Source organism: Actinomadura rugatobispora (assembly GCF_042656285.1).
GTDB classification, from domain to species: Bacteria; Actinomycetota; Actinomycetes; order Streptosporangiales; family Streptosporangiaceae; genus Spirillospora; species Spirillospora rugatobispora.
The window spans coordinates 62,516-83,686 of the sequence record NZ_JBHSON010000015.1 but is presented as its reverse complement, the minus strand read 5'-3'; the positions used below and the strand labels follow the sequence as shown (position 1 = coordinate 83,686).

Here is a 21,171-nt window from a genome sequence, read left to right as displayed (position 1 = left end):
GATGGAGATCCCAGCCGACCTCGGCCGGGTGCTCGTGATCATCCCGACGTACAACGAGCGGGACAACATCGAGAGCATCGTCGGCCGGGTGCGCGAGGCCGTGCCACCGGCGGACGTCCTGATCGTCGACGACGCCAGCCCGGACGGCACGGGGGAGCTGGCCGACGCGCTGGCCAAGGTCGACGAGCACGTCAGGGTGCTGCACCGCGCCGGCAAGGAGGGCCTGGGCCCCGCCTACATCGCCGGGTTCCGCTGGGCCGCCGACCACGGCTACGACGTCATGGTCGAGATGGACGCCGACGGGTCGCACCAGCCCGAGGAGCTGCCGCGGCTGCTGGCCGCGCTGGAGGGCGCCGACCTGGTGATCGGCGCCCGCTGGATCCCCGGCGGCAGGGTCCGCAACTGGCCCGTGCGGCGCGAGGCGCTCTCGCGCGGCGCCAACACCTACGCCCGGCTGATGCTGGGCATGCCGCTGCACGACGCCACCGGCGGGTTCCGCGCGTTCCGGGCGGCCACCCTGGCCAAGATCGGGCTGGAGGAGGTCGACTCGCGCGGCTACTGCTTCCAGATCGACCTGGCGCTGCGGGCGCTGCGCGAAGGGCTGCGGGTGGTCGAGGTGCCGATCACGTTCGTCGACCGGGTGCACGGCACCAGCAAGATGAGCCAGGACGTGTTCGCCGAGGCGGCCTGGCGGGTGACCCGCTGGGGTTTGACCGACCGGGTGGAACGGCTGCGCCGTCCCCGGCGTTGACCACAGCGAAGGCCCCGCCGTCGACGAGACCCGAGTTGGAGCCATGCCGGCACTCCTGACCCTCCTGGCGATCCTGCTGATGCCCGTCCTGGAGATCTTCGTGATCGTCCAGTTGGTGGGGGTGATCGGCGGGTGGTGGACGCTGGCGGCGCTGCTGGCCACCACCGCGCTGGGCGGCTGGATCGTGCGGCGCGAGGGCCTGCGGGCCTGGGGCGTGCTGCAGGAGGCCGTGCAGCGCGGCACGCCGCCCGAGAAGGAGCTGTCGGGCACGGCGATGGTGCTGGCCGGCGGGATGCTGCTGGTGGCGCCCGGGTTCGTCTCCGACGTGATCGGGCTGCTGTTCGTGCTGCCGTTCACCCGGCCGCTGGTGCGGCGGCTGCTCACCGCCTACGGGGCGCGGCGGCTGCGCCAGGCCGAGGCCCGGGGCTCGCTGTTCCCGCCCGGGGCGGGCGGGGCGCAGGGCGGGTTCTCCCCGTACGGCGCGGCCCGCGGCGGCGCGGCGCAGGAGGAGCCCACGGGGCGCGTGGTGCAGGGCGAGGTCGTCCACGAGGACGACGACCGCCCCACCGGAAAGTGACCCGCCGGGACGCGACCAGAGCCGCCAGAGCATGAATCGGAGCCGACCGGGAGCGGGCACCGCCGATGACGCCTTCGCCGGACATGACCGGGCCCGCCCCGCCGCGGGTGCGGCGGCGCGGGCCCTGTTCCGCATCAGGGTCGATACGGAGGTCGGAGTCGTCGCGTCGATCCAGTGGTCAGGCGGTCCTCCGCCGTCCCGCTCGCAGAATCTCCAGACGCTCGGCCAGCACCTCCTCGAGGTCCTCGAGCGTGCGGCGTTCCATGAGCATGTCCCAGTGGGTGCGCGGCGGTTTGCCCTTCTTCGTCTGCGGCAGTTCGCCGTCGACCCGCAGTGCGGTCGCCCCGCAGCTGCGGCATTCCCAGGTCATCGGCACCTCGGCCTCGGCTGCGAGCGTCACGGTGAACCGGTGGCCCTTCGTGCAGGTGTAGTCCACTTCTTGGCGAGGGGCCAGATCGGTGTTGCGATCGTTCTCGTAGCTCGTCGCTCCGAGTCGGGTGCCGCGAAGTGCGCGCTCGGCCATCGTCACGTGCCTCCCAGACGGCTTGCGTTCTCGTCCTGACCAACGCTGGATCTCGTCACAAGATTCCCGCCCTCGGGGCTGTCCAACCCTGCTCTTTCCGCTCCGTTGCACGCCGTGGGGGAAAGGTTCGGGCGGCGGTCCCGGTTTCGGTGCCCGCTCGTGTGCCAGGACGGACGGGCGCCGGCCGCGAGCCGCGGCGGCCGGCGCCCCGCGCGGACCCCCGCGCGCGGCGGGCAGGCCGCCGCGATCAGCCCCGCGTGGTGAGGACCTCGTCGATCAGGCCGTACTCCTTGGCCTCCTCGGCGGTGAAGTACCGTTCCCGGTCCAGGTCCCGGCGGACCACCTCGGGGTCCCGGCCGGTCGCCTCGGCCACGATGAGCTCCATCTGCTCGCGCAGCCGCAGGATCTCCCGGGCCTGGATCTCCATGTCGCTGGACTGGCCCCGGATCGCCCCGTCCACGCTGGGCTCGTGCAGCAGGATCCGGGACCGCGCCAGCGCGGACCGCCGCCCCTTGGTGCCGGCGGCCAGCAGGATCGCCGCGGCCGAGGCCGCCTGCCCCACGCAGGTCGTCTCGATCTCGGGCCGGATGTACTGCATGGTGTCGTGGATCGCCAGCATCGACGTCAGCGACCCGCCCGGCGAGTTGATGTAGATGCTGATGGGCCGGTCGGGGTCCATCCCCTCCAGCGCCAGCAGCTGGGCGGTGACGTCGTTGGCCGAGGTGTCGTCCACGGGCGTCCCGAGGAAGACGATGCGGTCCTCGAAGAGCTTGTTGTACGGCGTCATCTCCTTGGTGCCCCAGGTGGTGCGCTCGACGAACGAGGGCATCACGTAACGGCTCCGGGGCCGGTGGTCGCCGTACGGCGCGTGCCCGGCCATCACGAGCCCACCCGGTCGGTGGTGTCGATGACCTGGTCGACGAAGCCGTAGTCCCTGGCCTCCTCGGCGGTGAACCAGCGGTCCCGGTCGGAGTCGGCCTGGATCTCGGCCAGCGGGCGGCCGGTGTGGCGGGCGTGCAGCTCGGCCAGGATCGTCTTGAGGTAGAGCGACTGCTCGGCCTGGATCTTGATGTCGGAGGCGGTGCCGCCGATGCCGCCGTGCGGCTGGTGCATCATGACCCGGGCGTGCCGCAGCGCGTACCGCTTGCCGGACGTGCCCGCGCACAGCAGCGTCTGGCCCATGGAGGCGGCCATGCCCATCGCGACGGTGGAGATGTCGTTGGGGACGAACTGCATCATGTCGTAGATCGCCATCCCGGCGTCGACCACGCCGCCGGGGGAGTTGATGTAGATCGTGATGTCGCGCCGCCCGTCCTGCGCGGCCAGGAGCAGCAGCTCGGCGCAGACCCGGTTGGCCAGGTGGTCGTCGATCTCCTGCCCCAGGAAGATGATCCGCTGCCCGAGCAGGCGCTGGGAGAGCGCCTCGTTCACCAGGTGCTCGGGTGCGGCCACCGACGCGTGCGTGCGCCCTATGTAGGTCTCCGGCCGGGGCGGCTCCTGCCCGGGGTCGTCGGGCCGCTCCCGGTGGAAGAAGCGGGCTCCCGGGTTTCCGTTCATGAGGGCCTCCCGATCTGAAATGTACGTTGCGTACACTCTGTACATGTACGGAGCGTACATTTCACGGTGGGGGAGTGCCAGGGAGTTCGCCGTAAGATGAACAGCGTGGAGAAACCGGTGACGGAGGCGCGCAAGGAGTTCGCCGATCTGGTGAACAGGGTCGCCTACACGGGCGAGCGCATCGCGCTCACCCGGCGCGGCAAGGTCATGGCGGCACTGGTCTCGGCGGAGGACCTGGAGCTGCTGGAGAGCCTGCGCGAGGAGCGCCTCGACCACCTCACCCAGGCGGGACGCCACGTCCCGGCCGAGGAGCAGCGCCCGGTGCCCCAGCCCCCCGCACAGCCGCAGCACGCGCCGCTGCGGATCGCGGCCGAGTACCGCCCCGGCGGCCCCCCGCCCGGCCGCCCCGGTTTCGGACGCTGACCCGCGGGACGGGCCGCCTCAGGCGCGGCCCACCCAGAGGCCGCGGGCGGTCATGATGCGGCGCAGGGTCAGCAGCTCGTCGGTCATGATGCCGTCGATCCCCAGATCGAGCAGGCGCTTCATCTCCGCGGGGTCGTTGACGGTCCACGCGTGCACCTGCAGGCCCAGCTCATGGGCCTGCTCGATGAACGCCTCGGTGACGAACGGCAGCCGGCCCAGCCCGTAGGGCACCTGCGCGCACGCCACGCCCGTGGAGGCCAGCCGCACCAGCTTGGCGGTGGGCCCCCCGTACGACTTGGCGCGCAAGGCCATCACCCCGCGCGGCCCCAGCGCCATGCACACGCCCTGGTCGGTGAACATCGGCAGCCGGGCGCGCATCTGGGCGAGCCGCCGCGTCGAGAACGAGGTGATGCAGACCCGGTTCCACGCCCGCGTCCGCTGCAGCGCCTCGGCCAGCGGCCCGATCACCGGCGCGTCCTTGAGGTCGATGTTGACCCGTGCCTCCGGCCAGGAGCCCAGGACGTCCTCCAGGAGGGGGATCGGCTCGGTCCCGGCGATCCGCGCCCTGGCGACCTCGCTGTAGGGCAGGCGCGCGATGGTGCCCTTCCGGTCGGTGACGCGGTCGAGGGTGCGGTCGTGGAAGGCCACCACGACGCCGTCGGCCGTGGCGTGCGCGTCGGTCTCCAGGTAGCGGTAGCCCAGGTCGACGGCGCGCTGGAAGGCTGCCATGGAGTTCTCGGGATGTCCCCCGGCGCCGCCGCGGTGAGCGAACGGGATGGGGCCGGGATGGTCCAGGAATTCGTAGGTGCGCGGCACTCACAAGATTATTGCGCGCCCGCCCCCGCACAGCCGATCCCGGGGCGGCCTTACAAGCCCGACCACCTGCTCGGGTCGCGTCTGAGCGGGACGCCGACGGCGGGGGAGCGGCGAGAACGCCGAGGGTGCGATCATGTCGACGACAGTCCGTCGCCGGTCCCGGACACGGCCACCGGGCACCCCTGTCGTTTCATTCTTGGGAAGGCTCAGCGGCCTCGGGCAAGGGGCCGTACACGGGAGAACGAGGTAAGGAGACGCCGCCGGCACGAAGGGCGTCATGGGATTTGTTCTCGTTTGCTGCTTGGCGCGCGGGTAGGGGCCTCTTGAGTCCGATTTCGTTGGGCTGAGGGGGACGATCATGACTACGAAGGCGGCGGACGTCGTCAGCATTCTCACCCATGACCATCGAGATGTACCTCTACCCGGCCACCCGGCGGTTCGTGCCCGATGGGGACCAGATCGCCGACAAGGAGCTCGCCGACCACGCCCGGGTCGAGAAGATCATGAAGGACCTGGAGAAGGCCGACGCGGACGGCAGGGAGTTCTCCACCCTGCTGGCCAAGCTGATGACCGAGGTCAGGCTGCACGTGCGCGATGAGGAGGAGAACCTCTTCCCCGCTCTGTCGCGGCACGCAGGGGCGCGACGACTTCCGCCCCCGAGGTCGCGCGCGTGATCTGGTGCTGCTCGTGGGGTGGTTCCCGCCAGGCGAGGCGTGACCGAATCGAAGGAGAACGCGGCGACCGCCCTGATCGCGAGCCCAATCATGATCAGCGAGTGGAGTCGCCGATGCCGGGCGGGTCGACGACTGATCGACACCATCGGCGCCGCCAAGGCCGTGGGACACCCCGGCGGGCGGTCCGAATTGGACTCACAGCTGCTCGACCATTGGCTGAACCCCGGCCGGCAGGTGAACTCAGGCGTGAGTGCGGAGGGGACGGTACGGGCGGGCGCCCCTGGGGGTGATTATGCGAATGGATGAGCGGACCAAGGCGACGGTGCGAACTCTCCTGGACCGGTACCCGAGCGGTTACGTCCAGGAGGTCACCGGGTTCACGGTGACCGCGACCGCGGCAGGGCTGTTCCGGCTGCTGGTGCTCTCGATCCTGGCCGAGGACGGCGCCCCGTCGGAATCCGCCGTCGAGGCGACGCGGGCCCTGCTGTCCCGGCGCTGGGACAGCGCGCCGGAGATGGCCTGCCGAGCGGCTGCGCAGTCTGCTGAGGGAGATACCGGGCATGGACAAGGCCGGTTGCACGGTCTTCCTCCGGGAGGCGCAGATGTCCTGGCCCGAGGCCGGACCCTATGTCGACGATCGGGCGGCGAGGGCGGCGCAACGGCTCGGCATGCCGTCCGACGCCGAAGAACTGCTGGCCGACGTGGCTCGCGGCGGAGGCCACGAAACGCTCTCCTGGCTTGTCGGAGCGCTTGCCCTGGTCGATTCACGCGACGAATACGATGTCGTCCGCTCGAACGGCTGAGGAGTGCAACCGATAATGTCCCGCCTCCTGCATGTTCGTCCGGCCGGATCCGGGTCGACGGGCGGGGACTCGGCTGCCATCGATGGCGATGGCTTTCCCTGTCCCAAGGGCCGTATAAAGGTGAGTCTCCGCGAGCGCGGGGCCGTTGTTGCCGGCCGAGATCGGGGGCGGGGCATACACGTGATGAGATCGAGGTGCCCTCCCACGACCGGGGCGTCACCACCACCTGGGAGAAAGGTGCAGTCGGCCAAGAAGACCGCGCCCACCCGTCCGCATCATGGCCCCACCTGAACCCTGCCGATGCGCCGCCGCGCAGATCGATGAGGAGATTCCGTGATGCTTTCCTTCCGAACGCGTCGGTCTTCCTCGGCGACCGATGAGTGACCGGTTTCAGGGCATAGGCGGCAGCCCCGCGACGACCTGCGGGGGTAGACCGAGCCCTTCGTAACCTCGGCCTGGGTCGACCCCTGCCAGACCAGGGTCCAGGGCCTCGAGCACGCCGCGATCGCCGCCGCCCACGTTCACCTGCTGGATGACGTGACCGCGCAACATCGTGGGCGAGGCGCCGGCTCCCCCGGCCGCAGACGCCGCTTCGGCCAGGTATTCGGCCGAGGCGGCCAAGTCGAGCGCGGCCCTGACGCCGTCGCGCCACCGGCCCTCAGCGAGCGCCTGAGCCACTTTGCGAACGTCGTCGACCACCGCGACGTACTCGGCGGCGAGCCTGTCCTCCCTCATGCACCCCTCCATGATCACAACATGGGGGGCAAGATCAACTTACCAGCCCGAGCGACGGGGGCGACCCTCCGCCCCGCTCTCCAGTCCCAGCCGACCACGGCGCCGCAGGCTCGGGTGAACCGTCGGCCGCCGCGGCCTCGAAACGGCCACCGAGAAGAGGCTCCGATGCTCGTACGCAGATCGTCGACGGTCGTCGTCATCGCGATCACCGTCGTACCGCGCTGTCACGTCCGGAACGAGTCCGTGACTTAAGGGCCTTGGGGCGGTCACAGACCGGACGGTGTCAAAGGATCCGGCCGTGTACGGCGGCGGTTCACAGGCGCACCTCGCGGCCTTTCCAGCGGGAGCGCAGCCACCGGTCGTGGCTGGCGACCACGACGGCGCCGGAGGTCGTGCCCAGGGCCTCTTCCAACTCGTCGGACAGCCGGGGGGACAGGTGGTTGGTGGGCTCGTCGAGCAGCAGCAACTCCGGCGGGTTCGCCACGAGCAACGCCAGGGCGAGCCGGCGACGCTGGCCGACGGACAGGTCCCGCACACGGCTGTCGAGATCGCGGACGTCGATGAGGCCGAGGGACCGCAGCGGCACGGACTCGGCGCGTTCGGTGCCGAGGGCCAGTTCGTAGGTCTCCCGTACGGTACGGGCCGGCCGATCGAACACGGTTTCCTGGGTCAGCAGGCCGACTCTCAGATCACGGTGCCGCCGTACCTCGCCGCGGGCCTCCAGCCGACCGGCCAGCAGCGAGAGCAGTGTCGATTTCCCTGCCCCGTTCGTTCCGGTGATCAGGAGCCGCTCGTCGGCCGCGATGTCGAGGTGGTCGAGGGTCAGCCGCCCGGGTACCCGGACACCGCGCAGCGACAGGAGGGTTCCGTCGGGGGAATCGGAGGCGAGCGTGGCGGCACGGAACCGCAGTGGCTCCGGCGGCTCGTGGACCTGGTCGCGCTCCAGTTGCTCCAGCCGGTGGTGGGCGTTGCGTACCCGCCGCGAGATCTGCTTCTGCACCCGGCCGCCGGCGTGCCCGTATCCCATCTTCTCGTTGTCGCGCTTCTCCCGGTCCGGCGCGACCTGGTGCGCGGTCACGGCGACCGAACGGCGCAGGTCGGCGAGTTCCTCCTGTTCTTCGGCGAAACGTCTCCGCCAGCGCTCCCGCTCGGCACGCTTGACCGCCTGGTAGTCGGTGTAGTTGCCGCCGTAGCGGATCGGGCCGGACACCGCGGGATCGAGGTCGATCAGGTCCGTGCAGACGGCGTCGAGGAACGCCCGGTCGTGGCTCGCCACCACGACGACGCCGGGCAGCCCGCGCAGGTGCTCCTCCAGGAAGGCCGCGGCGGCGTCATCGAGATGGTTGGTCGGTTCGTCGAGCAGCAGCGCCGCGGGCCGTCGTACCAGGAGCGCGGCCAGGGCGAGCCGGCCGCGCTGCCCGCCGGACAGGGACCCGAGTGCGCGGTCGTGGCTCAGCCGGCCCAGACCGAGCGCGGTGAGAACGATCTCGGCGCGCCGGTCGGTGTCCCAGGCCTCATGTGCTTGTGCGTGGTCGAGTCGCTCGCCGTACTCGCCGAGAAGGCCGACGTAGCCGGGGGAGTCCTGCGGGGTCTCGGTGAGCGCCCGGGTGAGCCTGTCCAGGGCGGCGAGGTCCTCGCGGGCTCCGCGCAGGGCGTCGTCGATCACGTCGTCGATCGTCGACGCGCCGTCGAACGGCATCTCCTGGCGCAGGAAACCGAGGTCTGGAGGCCGTACGACGGTGCCGGCATCGGGCTCGTCGGTCCCGGCGAGCAGCCGCAGCAGAGTCGACTTCCCGGCACCGTTCTCTCCGATCAGCCCGATCCGCTGCCCGGGGGCGGCGGTGAGGGAGACGCCGTCGAGTACCCGTCGCGTACCGAGCGTGCGGATCAGATCGTGGGCGAGTAGCGCTGGTTCAGGCATGCGGCACCGCCGCCGGAGTCGAGGGCCTGGGGAGGGTGACGTTGCCGAGCACTACGCCGACCGTGAACGGCCAGGAGAAGGACAGGTTCGAGCGGACGATGAACGCATCGGACATGAGGTGGTCCTCGGGGATGACGCGGGCGTGCCCAGGACGCCCAGCGGGGGTTCAAGGGACGACGACACAACGACCACGGCGGCCTCTCGCCTGCCGGCGGCCGATCACTTCCCGGTATCACCCGGAGATGTCGTCGTCACCTGCCATGTCCCGCTCTCCCTTGTTCCCGAGATCGCCGGCCACGATACCAGCGGTCGGCTGCTCCTCATGTGGCCACCGGGGCTGCTCCCATCATCTGGTCGGCGTGACCGATCGGGCGCCGGCGTCCAGGGCCGCCGGCCGTCCGCCGGGCAGCGGTGACAGACCCGCCGCGGCGGCGAGCTCGATGACCGCGGTGCCGTTCCGCTCGGCGGTCGGCCGTGAACCCGCCGCGAAGGCCGTGTCGAGGGTGCCCTCCTCTCCGTCGGCGATCGGGCAGCGGCCCGGCGGCCGCGGACCGGGCCGCGTCCGGAGCGACGAGGACGCGCATCGTTGCCTCCGCTAATCCACGAGGGAGGCGAGCGAGGTCGGCGCGTGCTCGGGCGCGGTGGCGAGCTCCTCGAACTCGACGACGCTCGCGATGTCCTGTCCGCCCATCGCGATGTTGGTGATCCGCTCGAGGATCACCTCGACCACCACCGGCACCCGGTACTCCGCCATCAGCTTCTCGGCCTCCTTCAGAGCGGGAAGCAGCTCGTCGGGCGTGTGCACGCGGATCGCCTTGCAGCCCAGGCCCTCGACCACCTTCTTGTGGTCGACGCCGTACCCGCCCATCTCGGGTGAGTTGACGTTGTCGAAGCCGAGCTGGACGCAGTAGTCCATGTCGAAGTTCCGCTGGGCCTGCCGGATCAGGCCGAGGTAGGAGTTGTTGACCAGGACGTGCACGTAGGGCAGGTTGAACTGCGCCCCGACGGCGAGTTCCTCGACGAGGAACTGGAAGTCGTAGTCGCCGGAGATCGCGACGACCGGCGCGTCCGGGTCGGCGACGCGGACGCCGAGCGCCGCGGGGACCGTCCAGCCCAGGGGACCGGCCTGGCCGCAGTTGATCCAGTGCCGTGGCCGGTAGACGTGCAGGAACTGGGCCGCCGCGATCTGGGAGAGGCCGATCGCGCTGACGTATCGGGTGTCGCGCCCGAACGCGCGGTTCATCTCCTCATAGACGCGCTGCGGTTTGATCGGCACGTCGTCGAAGTGCGTGCGCCGCTCCATCGTCGCCCGGCGTTCGGCACACTCGGCGGCCCACGCGGTACGGTCGGGCAGCGCCCGGTCCCTGGCCCGGGCCACGAGCTGCTCGAGCGCGGCTCCGGCGTCGGAGACGATGCCGTAGTCCGGTGCGAACACGCGGCCGATCTGCGTCGGCTCGATGTCGATGTGCACGAAGGTGCGCCCCTCGCGATAGACGTCGAGGTCGCCGGTGTGCCGATTGGCCCAGCGGTTGCCGATGCCGAACACGCAGTCGCTCGCGAGGACGGTGGCGTTGCCGCTGCGATGGGAGGTCTGCAGGCCCGCCATGCCGGCCATGAGGCGGTGGTCGTCGGGGATGGCGCCCCAGCCCATCAGCGTGGGAACGACGGGGATGCCGGTGAGCTCGGCGAACTCGACGAGTAGATCGGCGGCGTCGGCGTTGACGATGCCGCCGCCGGCCACCAGGATCGGCCGCTCGGCCCGCTCCAGCAGGTCCAGTGCCTTCTCGGCCTGGGCGCGGGTGGCCTTCGGCCGGGCGATCGGCAGCGGTTCGTAGGTGTCGGGATCGAACTCGATCTCGGTGAGCTGGACGTCGAGGGGCAGGTCGACCAGCACCGGGCCCGGCCGGCCCGATCGCATGATCTGGAACGCCTTCTGCAGCGTACCCGGCACCTGCGCCGCCTCCATGACCGTCACCGCCCACTTGGTCACGGGCGCGGCGATCGACGCGATGTCGACGGCCTGGAAGTCCTCCTTCCGCAGCTTCGCCACCGGCGCCTGGCCGGTGATCGCCAGGATCGGGACGGAGTCGGCGCCGGCCGAGTAGAGGCCGGTGATCATGTCGGTGCCGGCGGGCCCGGAGGTGCCGACGCAGACACCGATGTTGCCCGGCGCCGTTCGCGTGTAGCCCTCGGCCATGTGCGAGGCCCCCTCGACGTGACGGGCGAGGATGTGGGTGAGCTCGCCGTCGCGGCGCACGGCGGCGTAGAAAGGGTTGATCGCGGCGCCGGGCAGGCCGAACAGGTGGGTGATGCCCTCACGCCGGAGTATGGCGACGGCGGCGTCGACGGCGGTCATGCGAGCCATCGGTCTCTCCTCGGAGTGGTTCAGGTTCGGGGGGTGCCGGGGCGCCCGGCGAGTTCTTCGGTCAGCTTGAGCAGGCCGGAGTGGTCGAGACCGCCGTCACCGCGCGCCACCATCGCGGCCACCAGCTGGGCGACGACGGCGCCGAGCGGCGTGACGACCCCTGCTTCGCGTGCGGCGGCCGAGACGATCCCGAGGTCTTTGTGGTGCAGGGCGAGCCGGAAGCCCGGGGTGTACTCACGGCGCAGCATCCCGGCGGCCTTCCGGTTCAGTACGGTGCTGCCCGCCAGGCCGCCGCCCAGGACCTTGATGGCGGCCTCGGCGTCGACGCCGTGCGCGTCGAGGAAGACGATCGCCTCGGCGAGCAGCTGGATGTTGCCCGCGACCATGAGCTGGTTGGCGGCCTTGACGGTCTGCCCGGCCCCGGCCGGACCGACGTGCACGATCGTCTGCCCGAGGGTCTCGAGCACCGGCCGGGCGGCCTCGACGTCGGCCGTGTCCCCGCCGACCATGATCGACAGGCTGCCCTCGACAGCGGCCGGTTCGCCGCCGCTCACGGGTGCGTCGAGCACCCGGACGCCCGCGTCCGCGCCCGCGGCGGACAGCGCGCGGGCGACGTCGGGACGGATGGTGCTCATGTCGATGAGCAGCAGGCCGGGCCTCGCGTGCTCCAGCACCCCGTCGTTCCCGAGGACGACCGCCTCGACATCGGGCGAGTCGGGCAGCATGGTGATCAGGATGTCGGCGTCGCGGACGGCGCCCGCCACGGTGCCGGCGGCGCGCCCGCCCCTGGCGACCAGGGCGTCGACGGCGGCGCGGCCGCGGTTGTGGCCGACGACGTCGAATCCGGCGTCGACGAGGTTGGCGGCCATCGGGCCGCCCATGATCCCGAGTCCGATGAATCCGACGGTGGTCATGCGCTGCTCCGCTCTGACGGGGGTAGCCAGCCGAACGGGTCGGCGGTGGCGGGTTTGTACTCCAGGCCGATGTGACCGGTGAAGCCCAGCCGGTTCAGGTCGGCGATCCACGTGATGAGCGGCAGCTCACCGGTGCCGGGTTCGCCGCGGCCGGGGGCATCGGCGATCTGGACGTGGCCGATGCGGTCGAGGTGCCTGGTGATCGCCTTGTCCACGTCGTCGCCGTTGACCGACAGGTGGTAGAGGTCGGCCAGCAGCGCGACGTGCGCGGCGCCGGCCGCGTCGGTGCGCAGGAGCACGTCGTGGGCGTCGCCGAGTGTGCGCAGTGGGTAGCGTTCGGCCCCGCTGATCGGCTCGAGAAGCACCCGCGCGCCTGTCCGCGCCGCGGCGGCGGAGGCGAGCGCGAGGTTCTCGACGGCCAGTTCATCCTGCTCGCGGGGATCGGCGCCGTCGATGCGGTTGCCGTAGAGCGCGTTGAAGCCGGTGGTGCCCAGGCGTCCCCCCAGCCCCACGGCGACGTCGATGTTGTCGCGGAACTCGACGGCGCGTCCGGGCCAGGACACCACGCCCCGGTCACCGCCGGGCATGTCCCCGGCGAAGAAGTTCAGCCCGGTCAGGGTCACGCCCGCGTCGATGACCGCCGCCGCGAAGGCGTCCACCTCCCGGTCGCCCGGCACGGCCTCGGCGAACGGCCACCAGAACTCGACGGCGTCGAAGCCGGCCGACCCGGCGGCGGCCAGCCGCTCCAGCAGCGGGAGGTCGGTGAACAGCAGCGAGCAGTTGACGGTGTAGCGGGGTCTCATGCGAGCTCTCCCTTCGAAACGGGCTCCACGCCACGGATCGAGGCGTCGAGCAGTTGAACCGGGTGGACGACGGGCACGCCGGCGTCGAGGTGGCGGCGGATCTGCAACAGGCAGCCCGCGTTGGAGGTGGCGACGACATCCGGCTTCACGGCCTCCAGGTTCGCCGCCTTCCGGCGGCCGAGATCCTCGGCGGTCTCGGGCTGAACGAGGTTGTAGATGCCCGCCGAACCGCAGCACAGCTCCGCCTCGGCGATGTCGTGCACCTCCAGGCCGGGGACGGTCGCGAGCACTTCACGGGGCTGGCGGCGGATGCCCTGGGCGTTGGCCAGGTGACAGGCGTCGTGGTAGGCGACGCGTGCGCGGACCGGATGCCGTGGCGCCCGTGGCGGAAGCTCGGCGAGCACCTCGCTGACGTCACGGACCCGCGCGGAGAACGCGGCGGCTCGCCCCGCCCATTCCGGGTCGTCGCGCAGCAGATCGCCGTACTCCTTCAGCGTGGAGCCGCAGCCGGCCACGTTCGCGACGACGGCGTCGAGCTCGTACCGCTCGAAGAGGGCGATCGTGGCGCGGGCGCGGGCGAGCCCGTCGTCCTCGTGACCGGCGTGCACCGACAGCGCCCCGCAGCACTGAGCGCCGGGCGGCACGGTCACGTCGCATCCCTCGGCGGCCAGCACACGTACGGTGGCCGCGTTGACGTCACCGAAGAAGACGCGCTGTGCGCATCCGGCGAGCAGGCCGACACGCATCCGGCACGCGCCGACGGCCGGCGTGAACGCGGCGGTACGGGCGAACAGCCCGCGTACGGTGACCGGTGGGAGCAGCGCCTCGGCCGCCCGCAGGCGCGGCGGCAGCACCCTGATGATCCCGGATCGGTGCGCCAGCGCCCGCAGGCCGAGCCTCCGGTAGAGGAGCCCGCCGAGGGCGGCCAGCCGCAGGCGCCGCGGGTAGGGCATGACCGCGAAGATCAGCGCACGGAAGAGCCGGTCGAGCCGGGGTCGCGGAACATTCCGCTCCACTTGCGGGCGCACCGATTCGATGAGCTTGTCGTACCGGACGCCGGACGGGCACGCGGTGACGCAGGCCAGGCAGCCCAGGCAGGAGTCGATATGGGCGCCGAACGCCTCGTCGAGGCCGATCTCGCCGCGCGCGGCGAGATCCATCAGGTGAATCCGTCCCCGCGGGGACTCCATCTCCTCGCCCGTGACCTGGTAGGTCGGGCAGGTGGGCAGGCAGAACCCGCAATGGACGCAGTCGTCGAGCAGGTCACGCCGTGGCGGGTGCCGCAGGTCGAACGAGCCCGGCGCGTCATCGCCGCCCGCCGCCCCTCCGGTGGTGCTCTCCGCTGTCATGGCGATGCTCCTTCCAGGGCGGGGAACCAGGGGGCGAAGCGACCCGCACCGAACCGCCCGTCCGGGTCGAACCGCTGCTTGACCGCGCGCATGACCCCGACCGCTGGAGGCGGCGGACCCCAGGCGGGCACGTCGGCGGTCAGCCCGTCGCGGCGTCGCACCGATGCGGCGCCGTCGCGGGAATGCACAGCGGTACGGATCGCATCGAGCACGGCGGCGTGTGCGCCCGCCTCCCCGCCCCGCAGCCGGACCGTGTGAACCCCGACGCCCACCGACCCCGCCACCGCGACGTCGACGCCGTGGGCGACCCCGATCCGCTTCGCCTCCCCGGCCAGCTCCACCGCGACCGTGGGAAGGGCTCCGAACCGGAGCACGGTGTCGCCGGGGTCGCCCAGTGCTATGCGCGCGACCTCCCGCCACGCGTCGTCATCGACGACCTCGCCGGCACCCGCCAGAGCGCGGACGGCGGCGGCGCGTTCGCGGGGACCCCCGGCCGCGCCCTCCAGCCGCACCAGGAGACGGCCCTGACACCATTCGAGCGCTGCGGGCTCCACCCCGCCGGCGACGATCCGTGACGCCGTCACGGCCGCTTCGGCCAGGTCGACCGGCACCGCGACGGTCACGTCGGACTCCGGCACCGGGTGCAGCCTCACCACCACCTCGGCGACCACGCCGAGCGTGCCGAGCGAGCCGTGGAACAGTTTGGCCATGTCGTAGCCCGCGACGTTCTTGATCACATGGCCGCCGGAACTCGCCACGGTGCCGTCGGCGAGCACGACCGTGATCCCGATGACGAGGTCGCGCAGGATCCCGTACGTCTGCCGGGCGGGCCCGCCGTCGCCGGTGGCGAGCAGGCCGCCCACCGTGGCGCCGTCGCGGGCCGGATCGAACGCGACCCGCTGGCCGTGCGGGGCGAGCCGCGCCCGCAGGTCGCTCAGCGGCGTACCGGCCCGGAGGGCCATGGTCATGTCGGCCGGGTTGTGCGCGAGCACCCCCGTCATCGCGGTCATGTCGAGCAGGGCGTCGGCGGGCTCCGGCACACCGCCCCAGTCGGCCGCCGACCCGGTGCCCGCGACGAGCAGCCGGGGGTGGGAGCCGGCGCTGTCGGCGACGGCGTCGCGCAGCTCTCGCAGGCTCGTGGGGCGCAGCGTCGTGGCCGGGGTCGCGAAGGCGGCGCTCACAGCCGCTCCAGCAGGCCGGCCGCCTCAAGCGGGTGCGGCTTGTACACGCCGGGCTTCTCCCCGCAGAGCCGCGGCGTCGGCAGCAGCTTGCCGGGGTTGCAGATCCCCTCCGGATCGAACGCCGACCGCAGGGCGGACATGGCCGCCAGGTCGTCGGCGGTGAACTGCCGGGGCATCGAGCAAACCTTGTCGGCGCCGATCCCGTGCTCGCCCGACAAGGATCCGCCCAGGTCGACGCACAGCTCCGCGATCGAGGACGCGAGGTGTTCGGCTCGGTCGTGCTCGCCGGCGGCCTCGCTGTAGAGGACGAGCGGGTGCAGGTTCCCGTCGCCGGCGTGGAAGACATTGGCCACCCGCAGCCCGGCCTCGTCGGCGAGCTCCCCGATCCGGGTCAGGGCCTCGGTGATCCGGGTGCGCGGCACGACACCGTCCTGCACGAAGTAGTCGGAACTGATCCGGCCGACAGCGGCGAAGGCCGCCTTGCGGCCCTTCCAGATCGCCGCGCGCTCTTCCGGAGACTCCGCGACGCGCAGCTTCGCGGCGCCGTGCGCGCGGCACAGCTCCCGCACCCGGGTGAACTGCGCGTCGACGTCGTCGGCGGGGCCGTCCAGCTCGACGATCAGCGCGGCCGCGACCCCCCGGGTGTAGCCGGCCGCGACGGCGATCTCCACCGCCTCGATCGCGAGCGTGTCCATCATCTCCACCGCCGCCGGGACGATCCCGGCGGCGATGATCGCCGTGACCGTGTCCCCCGCCTGCCCGGTGGTCGGGAAGTCGGCCACGACGGTCCGTACCGCCGCCGGACGGGCCAGCAGCCGCACGGTGATCGCCGTGGCGATTCCGAGCGTGCCCTCCGATCCGATGAACGCGCCCAGCAGGTCATAACCGGGCTGGTCGGCGGAGTCGCCGCCGAGCGTGGTGATCGCGCCGTCGGGCAGGACGACCTCGATCGCCTGCACGTGATGCACGGTGAAGCCGTACTTCAGGCAGTGGGCGCCGCCGGAGTTCTCCGCGACGTTGCCACCGATCGTGCACACCTGCTGGCTCGACGGGTCGGGCGCGAAGTAGAGCCCGTGCGGCGCGGCGGCACGTGTGATGTCGAGGTTGGTGACACCCGGCTCGACCACGGCGCGCCGGTTCACCGGGTCGACCTCGCGCACCGCGCGCAGCCGCTGCAACGAGATCACCACCCCGTCCTCCGTCGGCAGGGCCCCGCCGGACAACCCGGTGCCGGCGCCCCGGGCGACGAACGGGATGCGGTGGCGGGCGCAGATCCGCACGGCGGCGGCCACCTCCCGCGTCGTGCGCGGCAGCAGCACCAGTGACGGCACGACCCGGTACCCGGTCAGGCCGTCGCATTCATAGGACCGCAGCGCGAGCGGGTCGTCGAGGACCGCGTCGGCGCCGATCGCCTCGCGGAACTCGGCCAACGCCAGGGGCACGGCATCCACCTCCACCTCGGGAAGCTGCTCAGACATGATTTGCATGCGACTGAGATACAAGTTGTGTGCGGACGATAGCCCCACCCGCACCACTTCGGCAAGACGGGTGCGGAGAGGATTCGGGTCAGGTGGCCGGGTCGATGGCCAGGGCCGAGGCGGGCTCCATGCCCATGCCCAGCGCCGACACGGTGCCCATGAGATGGACGCGCACGGCCTCGAGGGCGGCGGCCGTGTCGCCGTCGCGCACCGCGTCGGCGATCCGCGCGTGTTCGATGAGGATGGTGGCGACCCGTCGCGGGTCGCGCGCGGCCGACTCGTGGACCATGCGGACCTGCCGGTCGCGCAGCGAGGCGTAGAGCCCGCCGAGGAAGGTGTTGTCGGCGGCCTCGAGCAGTTCCGTGTGGAAGATCCGATCCGACTGGAAGAACTCCTCCATCCGGCCGGCATCGCTCATGGCCCGCTGCTGGTCGAGGTGGTCCCCGAGCTTGTCCGCCACCCCGGCGCGGGCCGCCCCACCGAGCCGGATCACCTTCTCGACGGCGAACCGCTCACAGACCAGGCGCGCCTCCATCACCGAGCGCATCTCGGCCGGCGACACGGGAACGACCAGCGCCCCGCGCTGCGGGTAGAGCCGCAGGAAGCCTTCGGCCTCCAGCCGGATGAAGCTCTCCCGCACCGGTGTGCGGGACATGCCCAGCGCGGTGGCGACCTCACCCTCGCTGATGAGCTCGCCCCCCGGGAACGCGCCCGTCATGACCCGGGTCTTGACGTAGTCGTAGGCGCGGTCGCTCGCGCCTTGCCGTCCCGCGGGCATGCCGTCCTGCTTCCGTCTCGAAACTCGACATCGTCGTGGCGACTGTACCGGTCATCGCGGATGGCGGCCCCGCTGCGGACCGTCCGCCGCTTCTTCTCATCGCGTGTGGCCGATGTGTACCATCGGCGCACCTTCACCGGCTGGACGCCCGGTCGTGAGGTGGATGTGACGGGAGGGGGTCCCGAGTGCGCGAACTGGCCGGACGACTGCGTTCGGTGGATCCAGGTGCCGGTGCCGCGCTGCAGGTGATCGCTCACTTCGACGCGCTCGTCGAGGCGCGCGCCGGCCTGGAGGCGACGATCCGTGCCGCCGCGGTGCTCGCGGGCTGCCCTACCGGCATGGTCCACCCCGGGTACCGCCTCCGGGTACGGGTACTTCCGGACGGACGGCGGGCTGACGGCGAGCCCACAGGCATCATGAGACCGCTGTCAGCCCACCAGGACGATGCCGTCGTGTGGCTGGAGCGGCCGGGCGATGACTCCGTGGCCAGGGAACGGAGGGAGTTCGACACGATCCTCATCGATCGTCTTGCCGCCACGGTCCGGATCGTCCTGGACCGCACCCGGTCGGGCGCACCGGCGTTCGACCCCGCCTCGGTCGAGCTCGTGGTGGACGCGGCCGTCGACGAGAGCACCCGCCTCACCGCGGCCCGCCGCCTCGGACTGCCGCTGGACGGGTCGTTCGCCGTGAGGGTCGGCGTCGGCGGCCCGTGCGGGCGGGAACAGGCCCTCACGGCACGGCTCGGTGATCTCGACGTCACGATCGAGCCGGCCGGGCGGAGCGGCGAACCGCTCGCGCGTCGCTCCGCGACAGGTCCGTCCGTCGAGCTGCGGGATCTTCCCTTCTCCTACCGCCAGGCACGGCTGGCTCTCCGGTTCGCCGGCGCCGACGCGGACGAACCCGGGCCGTCGCACGTCGAGGCGTCCGTATTGGGCGGGATGCTGGCGCTCGCGGACGGTTGCGACTCACCGGCCGCGATCGCCGAAGTGACCCTTCTCGACCGTGTCCTGTCAGCGCACGGGTGGGCGCTCGCGACCCTCACCGCCGTGACGACCGAATCCAGTCTTCGGGGCGCGGCGGTCGCGCTCCACGTGCACCACTCCACGCTTCAGAGCCGGGTGGAGCTACTCGATCAGGCGCTGGGCTACTCGGTCGTCACCCCCCACGGACGGACGCGGCTGACCATCGCCCTGGCCCTGCGGCGACTGCGCCGCAACCGCTGGTAGTCCTCGAACGCCGTGTGGTGCGCCTTCTGGCGCCGGGGCGGCGATGGCTCGATCGTGCCGCCATCCGCCCGCAGGGCCAGGCGCTGCCTATAATTCCAGGTCAGACCGCGCGAGCGCGGTCGAAACCGGTCGTCACCGGCTCTGGCGCCGCCCCGCCGTCGACCCGCCGTTTGGCGGAGAACAACCGCCGGGCGACGGCTACGGCTCACCCACCGGGAGCCTTAGCGTCAGCCACAACCCCGACGAGGAGTTGCCATGACGAGGACCCACCCCCCGTTCGATCCCGAAGTAGCCGCGGCCCTGGTGGCGGTCAACGAGATCCTGCCGTCGTCCGTGACTCCGGTCCTGATCGGACGACTGCGCGAGATGACCGAGGCGGGCCACACGATGAGCCTGGAGAAGATCCGGGAGCAGGTGGACGCCGAGGAGCATCTGGTGCCCGGACGGGCGGGCGACCCGGACGTGGCACTGCTCGTCATGCGTCCCAAGGGCACCGACCCCGAGATCCCGCTGCCGGGCATGTACTTCATCCACGGCGGCGGGATGATCGCCGGCGGTAACCGCGCCGGTATCGACTGGCCGCTGGAGTGGATGGAGGCGGTCCCGATGGTGGTGGTCAGCGTCGACTACCGGCTCGCCCCGGAACATCCCTACCCCGCGGCCGTCGAGGACTGCTACGCCGGGCTCCGATGGGTCGGCGAGCACCTCGGCGAACTCGGGATCGACCGGGACCGGCTGCTGGTCGCCGGGGGCAGCGCCGGAGGCGGCCTCGCCGCCGCCACGGCCTTGATCGCCCGAGACCGGGGAGGCCCTCGCCTGAGCGCGCAGATGCTGATCTGCCCGATGATCGACGACCGCGCCATCACCCCGTCGAGCACCGAACTCGTCGGTGAAGGCGTCTGGGACAGCGTCTCCAACTCCACCGGCTGGTCCGCCCTGCTCGGTCCCGCCGTCGCAGGGCCCGGCGTCTCCCCCTACGCGGCGCCTGCCCGCGCCACCGATCTGTCCGGACTGCCGACGGCCTTCATCGAGGCCGGATCGGTCGAGACCTTCCGCGACGAGTCCGTCGACTACGCCTCGCGCCTCTGGCAGGCGGGCGGTCAGGCCGAGTTGCACATCTGGCCCGGCGGCTGCCACGGCTTCGACAACATCATCCCCGAGGCCCCGATGTCGCGCGAGGCCCGCGCGGCCAGGCTCAACTGGCTACGCCGCGTACTCGCCGAGTGACCCCGCCGCCGCCCCGGAGCCGGATGTCGCGTCCCGCGCGCGCAGAGCGCTGATCAGCGATGACGTGGCCGGGTGCCGAAACCGCTCCCGCGCGGGGATCGACATCGATCCCCGCGCGGGAGCACCGGGCGGTTCAGACAGGATCGGGAAGGTCAGTGCTGATCAGCGCCATAGACCGCGCGCTGCGCCGTGCCCGTGTGGTTCTTCGCGCTCTGCTCCTCGAAGTCCGGGGCGTAGGCGTTGGTCCGGTACTTCGCCTCACGCTTCTCCAGGAACGCGCGGTCTCCCTCGTCGAAGTCGACCGAGTGCATGTGCTCGTCCCAGTAGCGCTCCCAGAGTTCCTTGACCTCGGTCGACATGGGACGGTCGGCATGCTTGCGCAGCAGCTCGCGATGCCGCCGAATGATCGCGGGCGGGAGGACGAGGAGCTTCTGGGCCCACTCCCTGGCCGTGTCCATGAGCTGGTCGTCCGGGACGACGGCGTTCGCGAGTCCCAGCTCGTGCGCTCGCCGGCCGCTCATCCGGTAGCCCAGCGCGACCTCCATCGCGACCGCCCGCGGCAGACCCAGGTTCCACCCCAGCTCCCACGCGCCCAGGAGGCTGCGCTGAACCTCCGAGAGCTCGAAGACGGCGGACTCGGCGCAGATCACCAGATCGGGGAACGCGAGCGCGAGCAGCATGCCCCCGCCGAACGCGTAGCTGTTCACCGCGCTGATCAGCGGCTTCGTGAGCCGGCTGTAGTAGAACAGGTCGGGCGAGGGGAAGCCCGCGTCGTGCGGCCCCTCGGGGTCGTCCCACCGGGTCTCCTTGATGTCCCGGCCGGCGCAGAAGTTGCCCTCGCCCGTCAGGATGCCGACCGCGACGTCGGTGTCGTTCTCGAAGGCCTCGTACGCGGCGCGGAGATCCCTGCAGAGATCGCGACCGAGTGCGTTGCGCCGGTCCGGACGCCGGAGCGTGATGACGGCGATTCGGCCTTCCTTCTCGTAGGTCACGTACGCCATTGCTTCCTCCAGGCTCGGCCAACTTGTCATGACAAGTTGGCATATGGGGTGGGAATGGTCAAGGGGCTG

General features: G+C 71.6%; 22 protein-coding genes. 7 read left to right on the top strand and 15 right to left on the bottom strand.

All coding sequences use genetic code 11. The features are described 5' to 3' along the window. The first annotated feature begins 1 nt into the window (after nt 1). The gene (locus ACFPZN_RS13380; RefSeq protein WP_378282228.1) at nt 2-751 is read left to right on the top strand and encodes a polyprenol monophosphomannose synthase; all 750 of its coding nucleotides are present in this window, start codon (nt 2-4) and stop codon (nt 749-751) included. Between the two features lie 43 nt (nt 752-794). Next, the gene (locus tag ACFPZN_RS13375) at nt 795-1,328 is read left to right on the top strand and encodes an FxsA family protein (protein WP_378282227.1); all 534 of its coding nucleotides are present in this window, start codon (nt 795-797) and stop codon (nt 1,326-1,328) included. 178 nt (nt 1,329-1,506) lie between these two features. Here the strand turns inward: ACFPZN_RS13375 and ACFPZN_RS13370 are convergent, their stop codons facing one another. The 3 genes from ACFPZN_RS13370 to ACFPZN_RS13360 form a co-directional block, all read right to left on the bottom strand. Further along, nucleotides 1,507-1,851, bottom strand: a complete 345-nt coding sequence (locus ACFPZN_RS13370) for an RNA polymerase-binding protein RbpA (RefSeq protein ID WP_378282281.1) — start codon at nt 1,849-1,851, stop codon at nt 1,507-1,509. A gap of 247 nt (nt 1,852-2,098) precedes the next feature. Next, nucleotides 2,099-2,731, bottom strand: a complete 633-nt coding sequence (locus ACFPZN_RS13365; RefSeq protein ID WP_378282226.1) for an ATP-dependent Clp protease proteolytic subunit — start codon at nt 2,729-2,731, stop codon at nt 2,099-2,101. Further along, nucleotides 2,731-3,408 carry a ClpP family protease gene (locus tag ACFPZN_RS13360; protein ID WP_378282225.1) on the bottom strand — a complete coding sequence of 226 codons (678 nt, stop codon included), beginning with the start codon at nt 3,406-3,408 and terminating at the stop codon, nt 2,731-2,733. The genes ACFPZN_RS13365 and ACFPZN_RS13360 overlap by 1 nt, the downstream gene beginning before the upstream one ends. Before the next feature lie 105 nt (nt 3,409-3,513). Between ACFPZN_RS13360 and ACFPZN_RS13355 the strand changes: the two genes are divergently transcribed. Continuing rightward, nucleotides 3,514-3,831: a type II toxin-antitoxin system prevent-host-death family antitoxin gene (locus ACFPZN_RS13355; RefSeq protein ID WP_378282224.1), complete on the top strand. Its 318-nt coding sequence runs from the start codon at nt 3,514-3,516 to the stop codon at nt 3,829-3,831. Nucleotides 3,832-3,849: 18 nt separating this feature from the next. On the opposite strand, the gene ACFPZN_RS13350 is transcribed toward ACFPZN_RS13355, so the two are convergent. Further along, complete coding sequence (locus ACFPZN_RS13350; protein ID WP_378282223.1) at nt 3,850-4,647, bottom strand: glycerophosphodiester phosphodiesterase; 798 nt, start codon at nt 4,645-4,647, stop codon at nt 3,850-3,852. A 398-nt stretch (nt 4,648-5,045) separates the two neighbouring features. Here ACFPZN_RS13350 and ACFPZN_RS13345 point away from each other — a divergent pair, with 398 nt between their 5' ends. Together ACFPZN_RS13345 and ACFPZN_RS13340 are read left to right on the top strand one after the other, a co-directional pair. Further along, nucleotides 5,046-5,321 carry a hemerythrin domain-containing protein gene (locus tag ACFPZN_RS13345; protein ID WP_378282222.1) on the top strand — a complete coding sequence of 92 codons (276 nt, stop codon included), beginning with the start codon at nt 5,046-5,048 and terminating at the stop codon, nt 5,319-5,321. Nucleotides 5,322-5,881: 560 nt separating this feature from the next. Then, nucleotides 5,882-6,124, top strand: coding sequence for a hypothetical protein (locus ACFPZN_RS13340; RefSeq protein WP_378282221.1), 243 nt, complete (start codon nt 5,882-5,884; stop codon nt 6,122-6,124). Between the two features lie 390 nt (nt 6,125-6,514). Here ACFPZN_RS13340 and ACFPZN_RS13335 read toward each other — a convergent pair whose 3' ends face one another. The 10 genes from ACFPZN_RS13335 to ACFPZN_RS13290 all read right to left on the bottom strand — a co-directional run bounded on the left by ACFPZN_RS13335 (nt 6,515) and on the right by ACFPZN_RS13290 (nt 17,648). Beyond that, nucleotides 6,515-6,859, bottom strand: coding sequence for a hypothetical protein (locus ACFPZN_RS13335; RefSeq protein ID WP_378282220.1), 345 nt, complete (start codon nt 6,857-6,859; stop codon nt 6,515-6,517). A gap of 313 nt (nt 6,860-7,172) precedes the next feature. Beyond that, nucleotides 7,173-8,780, bottom strand: a complete 1,608-nt coding sequence (locus tag ACFPZN_RS13330) for an ABC-F family ATP-binding cassette domain-containing protein (protein WP_378282219.1) — start codon at nt 8,778-8,780, stop codon at nt 7,173-7,175. Then, nucleotides 8,773-8,895, bottom strand: a complete 123-nt coding sequence (locus ACFPZN_RS13325; RefSeq protein WP_378282218.1) for a hypothetical protein — start codon at nt 8,893-8,895, stop codon at nt 8,773-8,775. Before ACFPZN_RS13325 ends, ACFPZN_RS13330 begins: the two co-directional genes overlap by 8 nt. Before the next feature lie 480 nt (nt 8,896-9,375). Beyond that, nucleotides 9,376-11,145, bottom strand: coding sequence for a glyoxylate carboligase (gene gcl, locus ACFPZN_RS13320; RefSeq protein ID WP_378282217.1), 1,770 nt, complete (start codon nt 11,143-11,145; stop codon nt 9,376-9,378). A gap of 20 nt (nt 11,146-11,165) precedes the next feature. Further along, entirely contained in the window at nt 11,166-12,059 is an 894-nt protein-coding gene (locus ACFPZN_RS13315) for a 2-hydroxy-3-oxopropionate reductase (protein ID WP_378282216.1), read from the bottom strand. Next, entirely contained in the window at nt 12,056-12,862 is an 807-nt protein-coding gene (locus ACFPZN_RS13310; RefSeq protein WP_378282215.1) for a hydroxypyruvate isomerase family protein, read from the bottom strand. Before ACFPZN_RS13310 ends, ACFPZN_RS13315 begins: the two co-directional genes overlap by 4 nt. Next, nucleotides 12,859-14,211 carry a (Fe-S)-binding protein gene (locus ACFPZN_RS13305; protein ID WP_378282214.1) on the bottom strand — a complete coding sequence of 451 codons (1,353 nt, stop codon included), beginning with the start codon at nt 14,209-14,211 and terminating at the stop codon, nt 12,859-12,861. The genes ACFPZN_RS13310 and ACFPZN_RS13305 overlap by 4 nt, the downstream gene beginning before the upstream one ends. Continuing rightward, nucleotides 14,208-15,392: an FAD-binding oxidoreductase gene (locus tag ACFPZN_RS13300; protein WP_378282213.1), complete on the bottom strand. Its 1,185-nt coding sequence runs from the start codon at nt 15,390-15,392 to the stop codon at nt 14,208-14,210. Before ACFPZN_RS13300 ends, ACFPZN_RS13305 begins: the two co-directional genes overlap by 4 nt. After that, the gene (locus tag ACFPZN_RS13295; protein ID WP_378282212.1) at nt 15,389-16,870 is read right to left on the bottom strand and encodes an FAD-linked oxidase C-terminal domain-containing protein; all 1,482 of its coding nucleotides are present in this window, start codon (nt 16,868-16,870) and stop codon (nt 15,389-15,391) included. Before ACFPZN_RS13295 ends, ACFPZN_RS13300 begins: the two co-directional genes overlap by 4 nt. Before the next feature lie 88 nt (nt 16,871-16,958). Beyond that, on the bottom strand, nt 16,959-17,648 hold the full coding sequence (locus ACFPZN_RS13290; protein WP_378282211.1) for a GntR family transcriptional regulator: 690 nt from the start codon (nt 17,646-17,648) through the stop codon (nt 16,959-16,961). A gap of 185 nt (nt 17,649-17,833) precedes the next feature. Here ACFPZN_RS13290 and ACFPZN_RS13285 point away from each other — a divergent pair, with 185 nt between their 5' ends. Both ACFPZN_RS13285 and ACFPZN_RS13280 read left to right on the top strand, forming a co-directional pair. Further along, entirely contained in the window at nt 17,834-18,874 is a 1,041-nt protein-coding gene (locus ACFPZN_RS13285) for a helix-turn-helix domain-containing protein (RefSeq protein WP_378282210.1), read from the top strand. Between the two features lie 255 nt (nt 18,875-19,129). Beyond that, complete coding sequence (locus ACFPZN_RS13280) at nt 19,130-20,101, top strand: alpha/beta hydrolase (protein ID WP_378282209.1); 972 nt, start codon at nt 19,130-19,132, stop codon at nt 20,099-20,101. Between the two features lie 152 nt (nt 20,102-20,253). Here the strand turns inward: ACFPZN_RS13280 and ACFPZN_RS13275 are convergent, their stop codons facing one another. Continuing rightward, nucleotides 20,254-21,102: an enoyl-CoA hydratase/isomerase family protein gene (locus tag ACFPZN_RS13275; protein ID WP_378282208.1), complete on the bottom strand. Its 849-nt coding sequence runs from the start codon at nt 21,100-21,102 to the stop codon at nt 20,254-20,256. Between the last annotated feature and the right edge of the window lie 69 nt (nt 21,103-21,171).

Bases quoted from the DNA above. Each gene is read 5' to 3' on its own strand.
- ACFPZN_RS13380 (WP_378282228.1), top strand. From the start codon at position 2: ATGGAGATCCCAGCCGACCTCGGCCGGGTGCTCGTGATCATCCCGACG.
- ACFPZN_RS13375 (WP_378282227.1), top strand. From the start codon at position 795: ATGCCGGCACTCCTGACCCTCCTGGCGATCCTGCTGATGCCCGTCCTG.
- ACFPZN_RS13370 (WP_378282281.1), bottom strand. From the start codon at position 1,851: ATGGCCGAGCGCGCACTTCGCGGCACCCGACTCGGAGCGACGAGCTAC.
- ACFPZN_RS13365 (WP_378282226.1), bottom strand. From the start codon at position 2,731: ATGGCCGGGCACGCGCCGTACGGCGACCACCGGCCCCGGAGCCGTTAC.
- ACFPZN_RS13360 (WP_378282225.1), bottom strand. From the start codon at position 3,408: ATGAACGGAAACCCGGGAGCCCGCTTCTTCCACCGGGAGCGGCCCGAC.
- ACFPZN_RS13345 (WP_378282222.1), top strand. From the start codon at position 5,046: ATGACCATCGAGATGTACCTCTACCCGGCCACCCGGCGGTTCGTGCCC.
- ACFPZN_RS13340 (WP_378282221.1), top strand. From the start codon at position 5,882: ATGGACAAGGCCGGTTGCACGGTCTTCCTCCGGGAGGCGCAGATGTCC.
- ACFPZN_RS13335 (WP_378282220.1), bottom strand. From the start codon at position 6,859: ATGAGGGAGGACAGGCTCGCCGCCGAGTACGTCGCGGTGGTCGACGAC.
- ACFPZN_RS13330 (WP_378282219.1), bottom strand. From the start codon at position 8,780: ATGCCTGAACCAGCGCTACTCGCCCACGATCTGATCCGCACGCTCGGT.
- ACFPZN_RS13325 (WP_378282218.1), bottom strand. From the start codon at position 8,895: ATGTCCGATGCGTTCATCGTCCGCTCGAACCTGTCCTTCTCCTGGCCG.
- gcl (WP_378282217.1), bottom strand. From the start codon at position 11,145: ATGGCTCGCATGACCGCCGTCGACGCCGCCGTCGCCATACTCCGGCGT.
- ACFPZN_RS13315 (WP_378282216.1), bottom strand. From the start codon at position 12,059: ATGACCACCGTCGGATTCATCGGACTCGGGATCATGGGCGGCCCGATG.
- ACFPZN_RS13310 (WP_378282215.1), bottom strand. From the start codon at position 12,862: ATGAGACCCCGCTACACCGTCAACTGCTCGCTGCTGTTCACCGACCTC.
- ACFPZN_RS13305 (WP_378282214.1), bottom strand. From the start codon at position 14,211: ATGACAGCGGAGAGCACCACCGGAGGGGCGGCGGGCGGCGATGACGCG.
- ACFPZN_RS13295 (WP_378282212.1), bottom strand. From the start codon at position 16,870: ATGTCTGAGCAGCTTCCCGAGGTGGAGGTGGATGCCGTGCCCCTGGCG.
- ACFPZN_RS13290 (WP_378282211.1), bottom strand. From the start codon at position 17,648: ATGCCCGCGGGACGGCAAGGCGCGAGCGACCGCGCCTACGACTACGTC.
- ACFPZN_RS13280 (WP_378282209.1), top strand. From the start codon at position 19,130: ATGACGAGGACCCACCCCCCGTTCGATCCCGAAGTAGCCGCGGCCCTG.
- ACFPZN_RS13275 (WP_378282208.1), bottom strand. From the start codon at position 21,102: ATGGCGTACGTGACCTACGAGAAGGAAGGCCGAATCGCCGTCATCACG.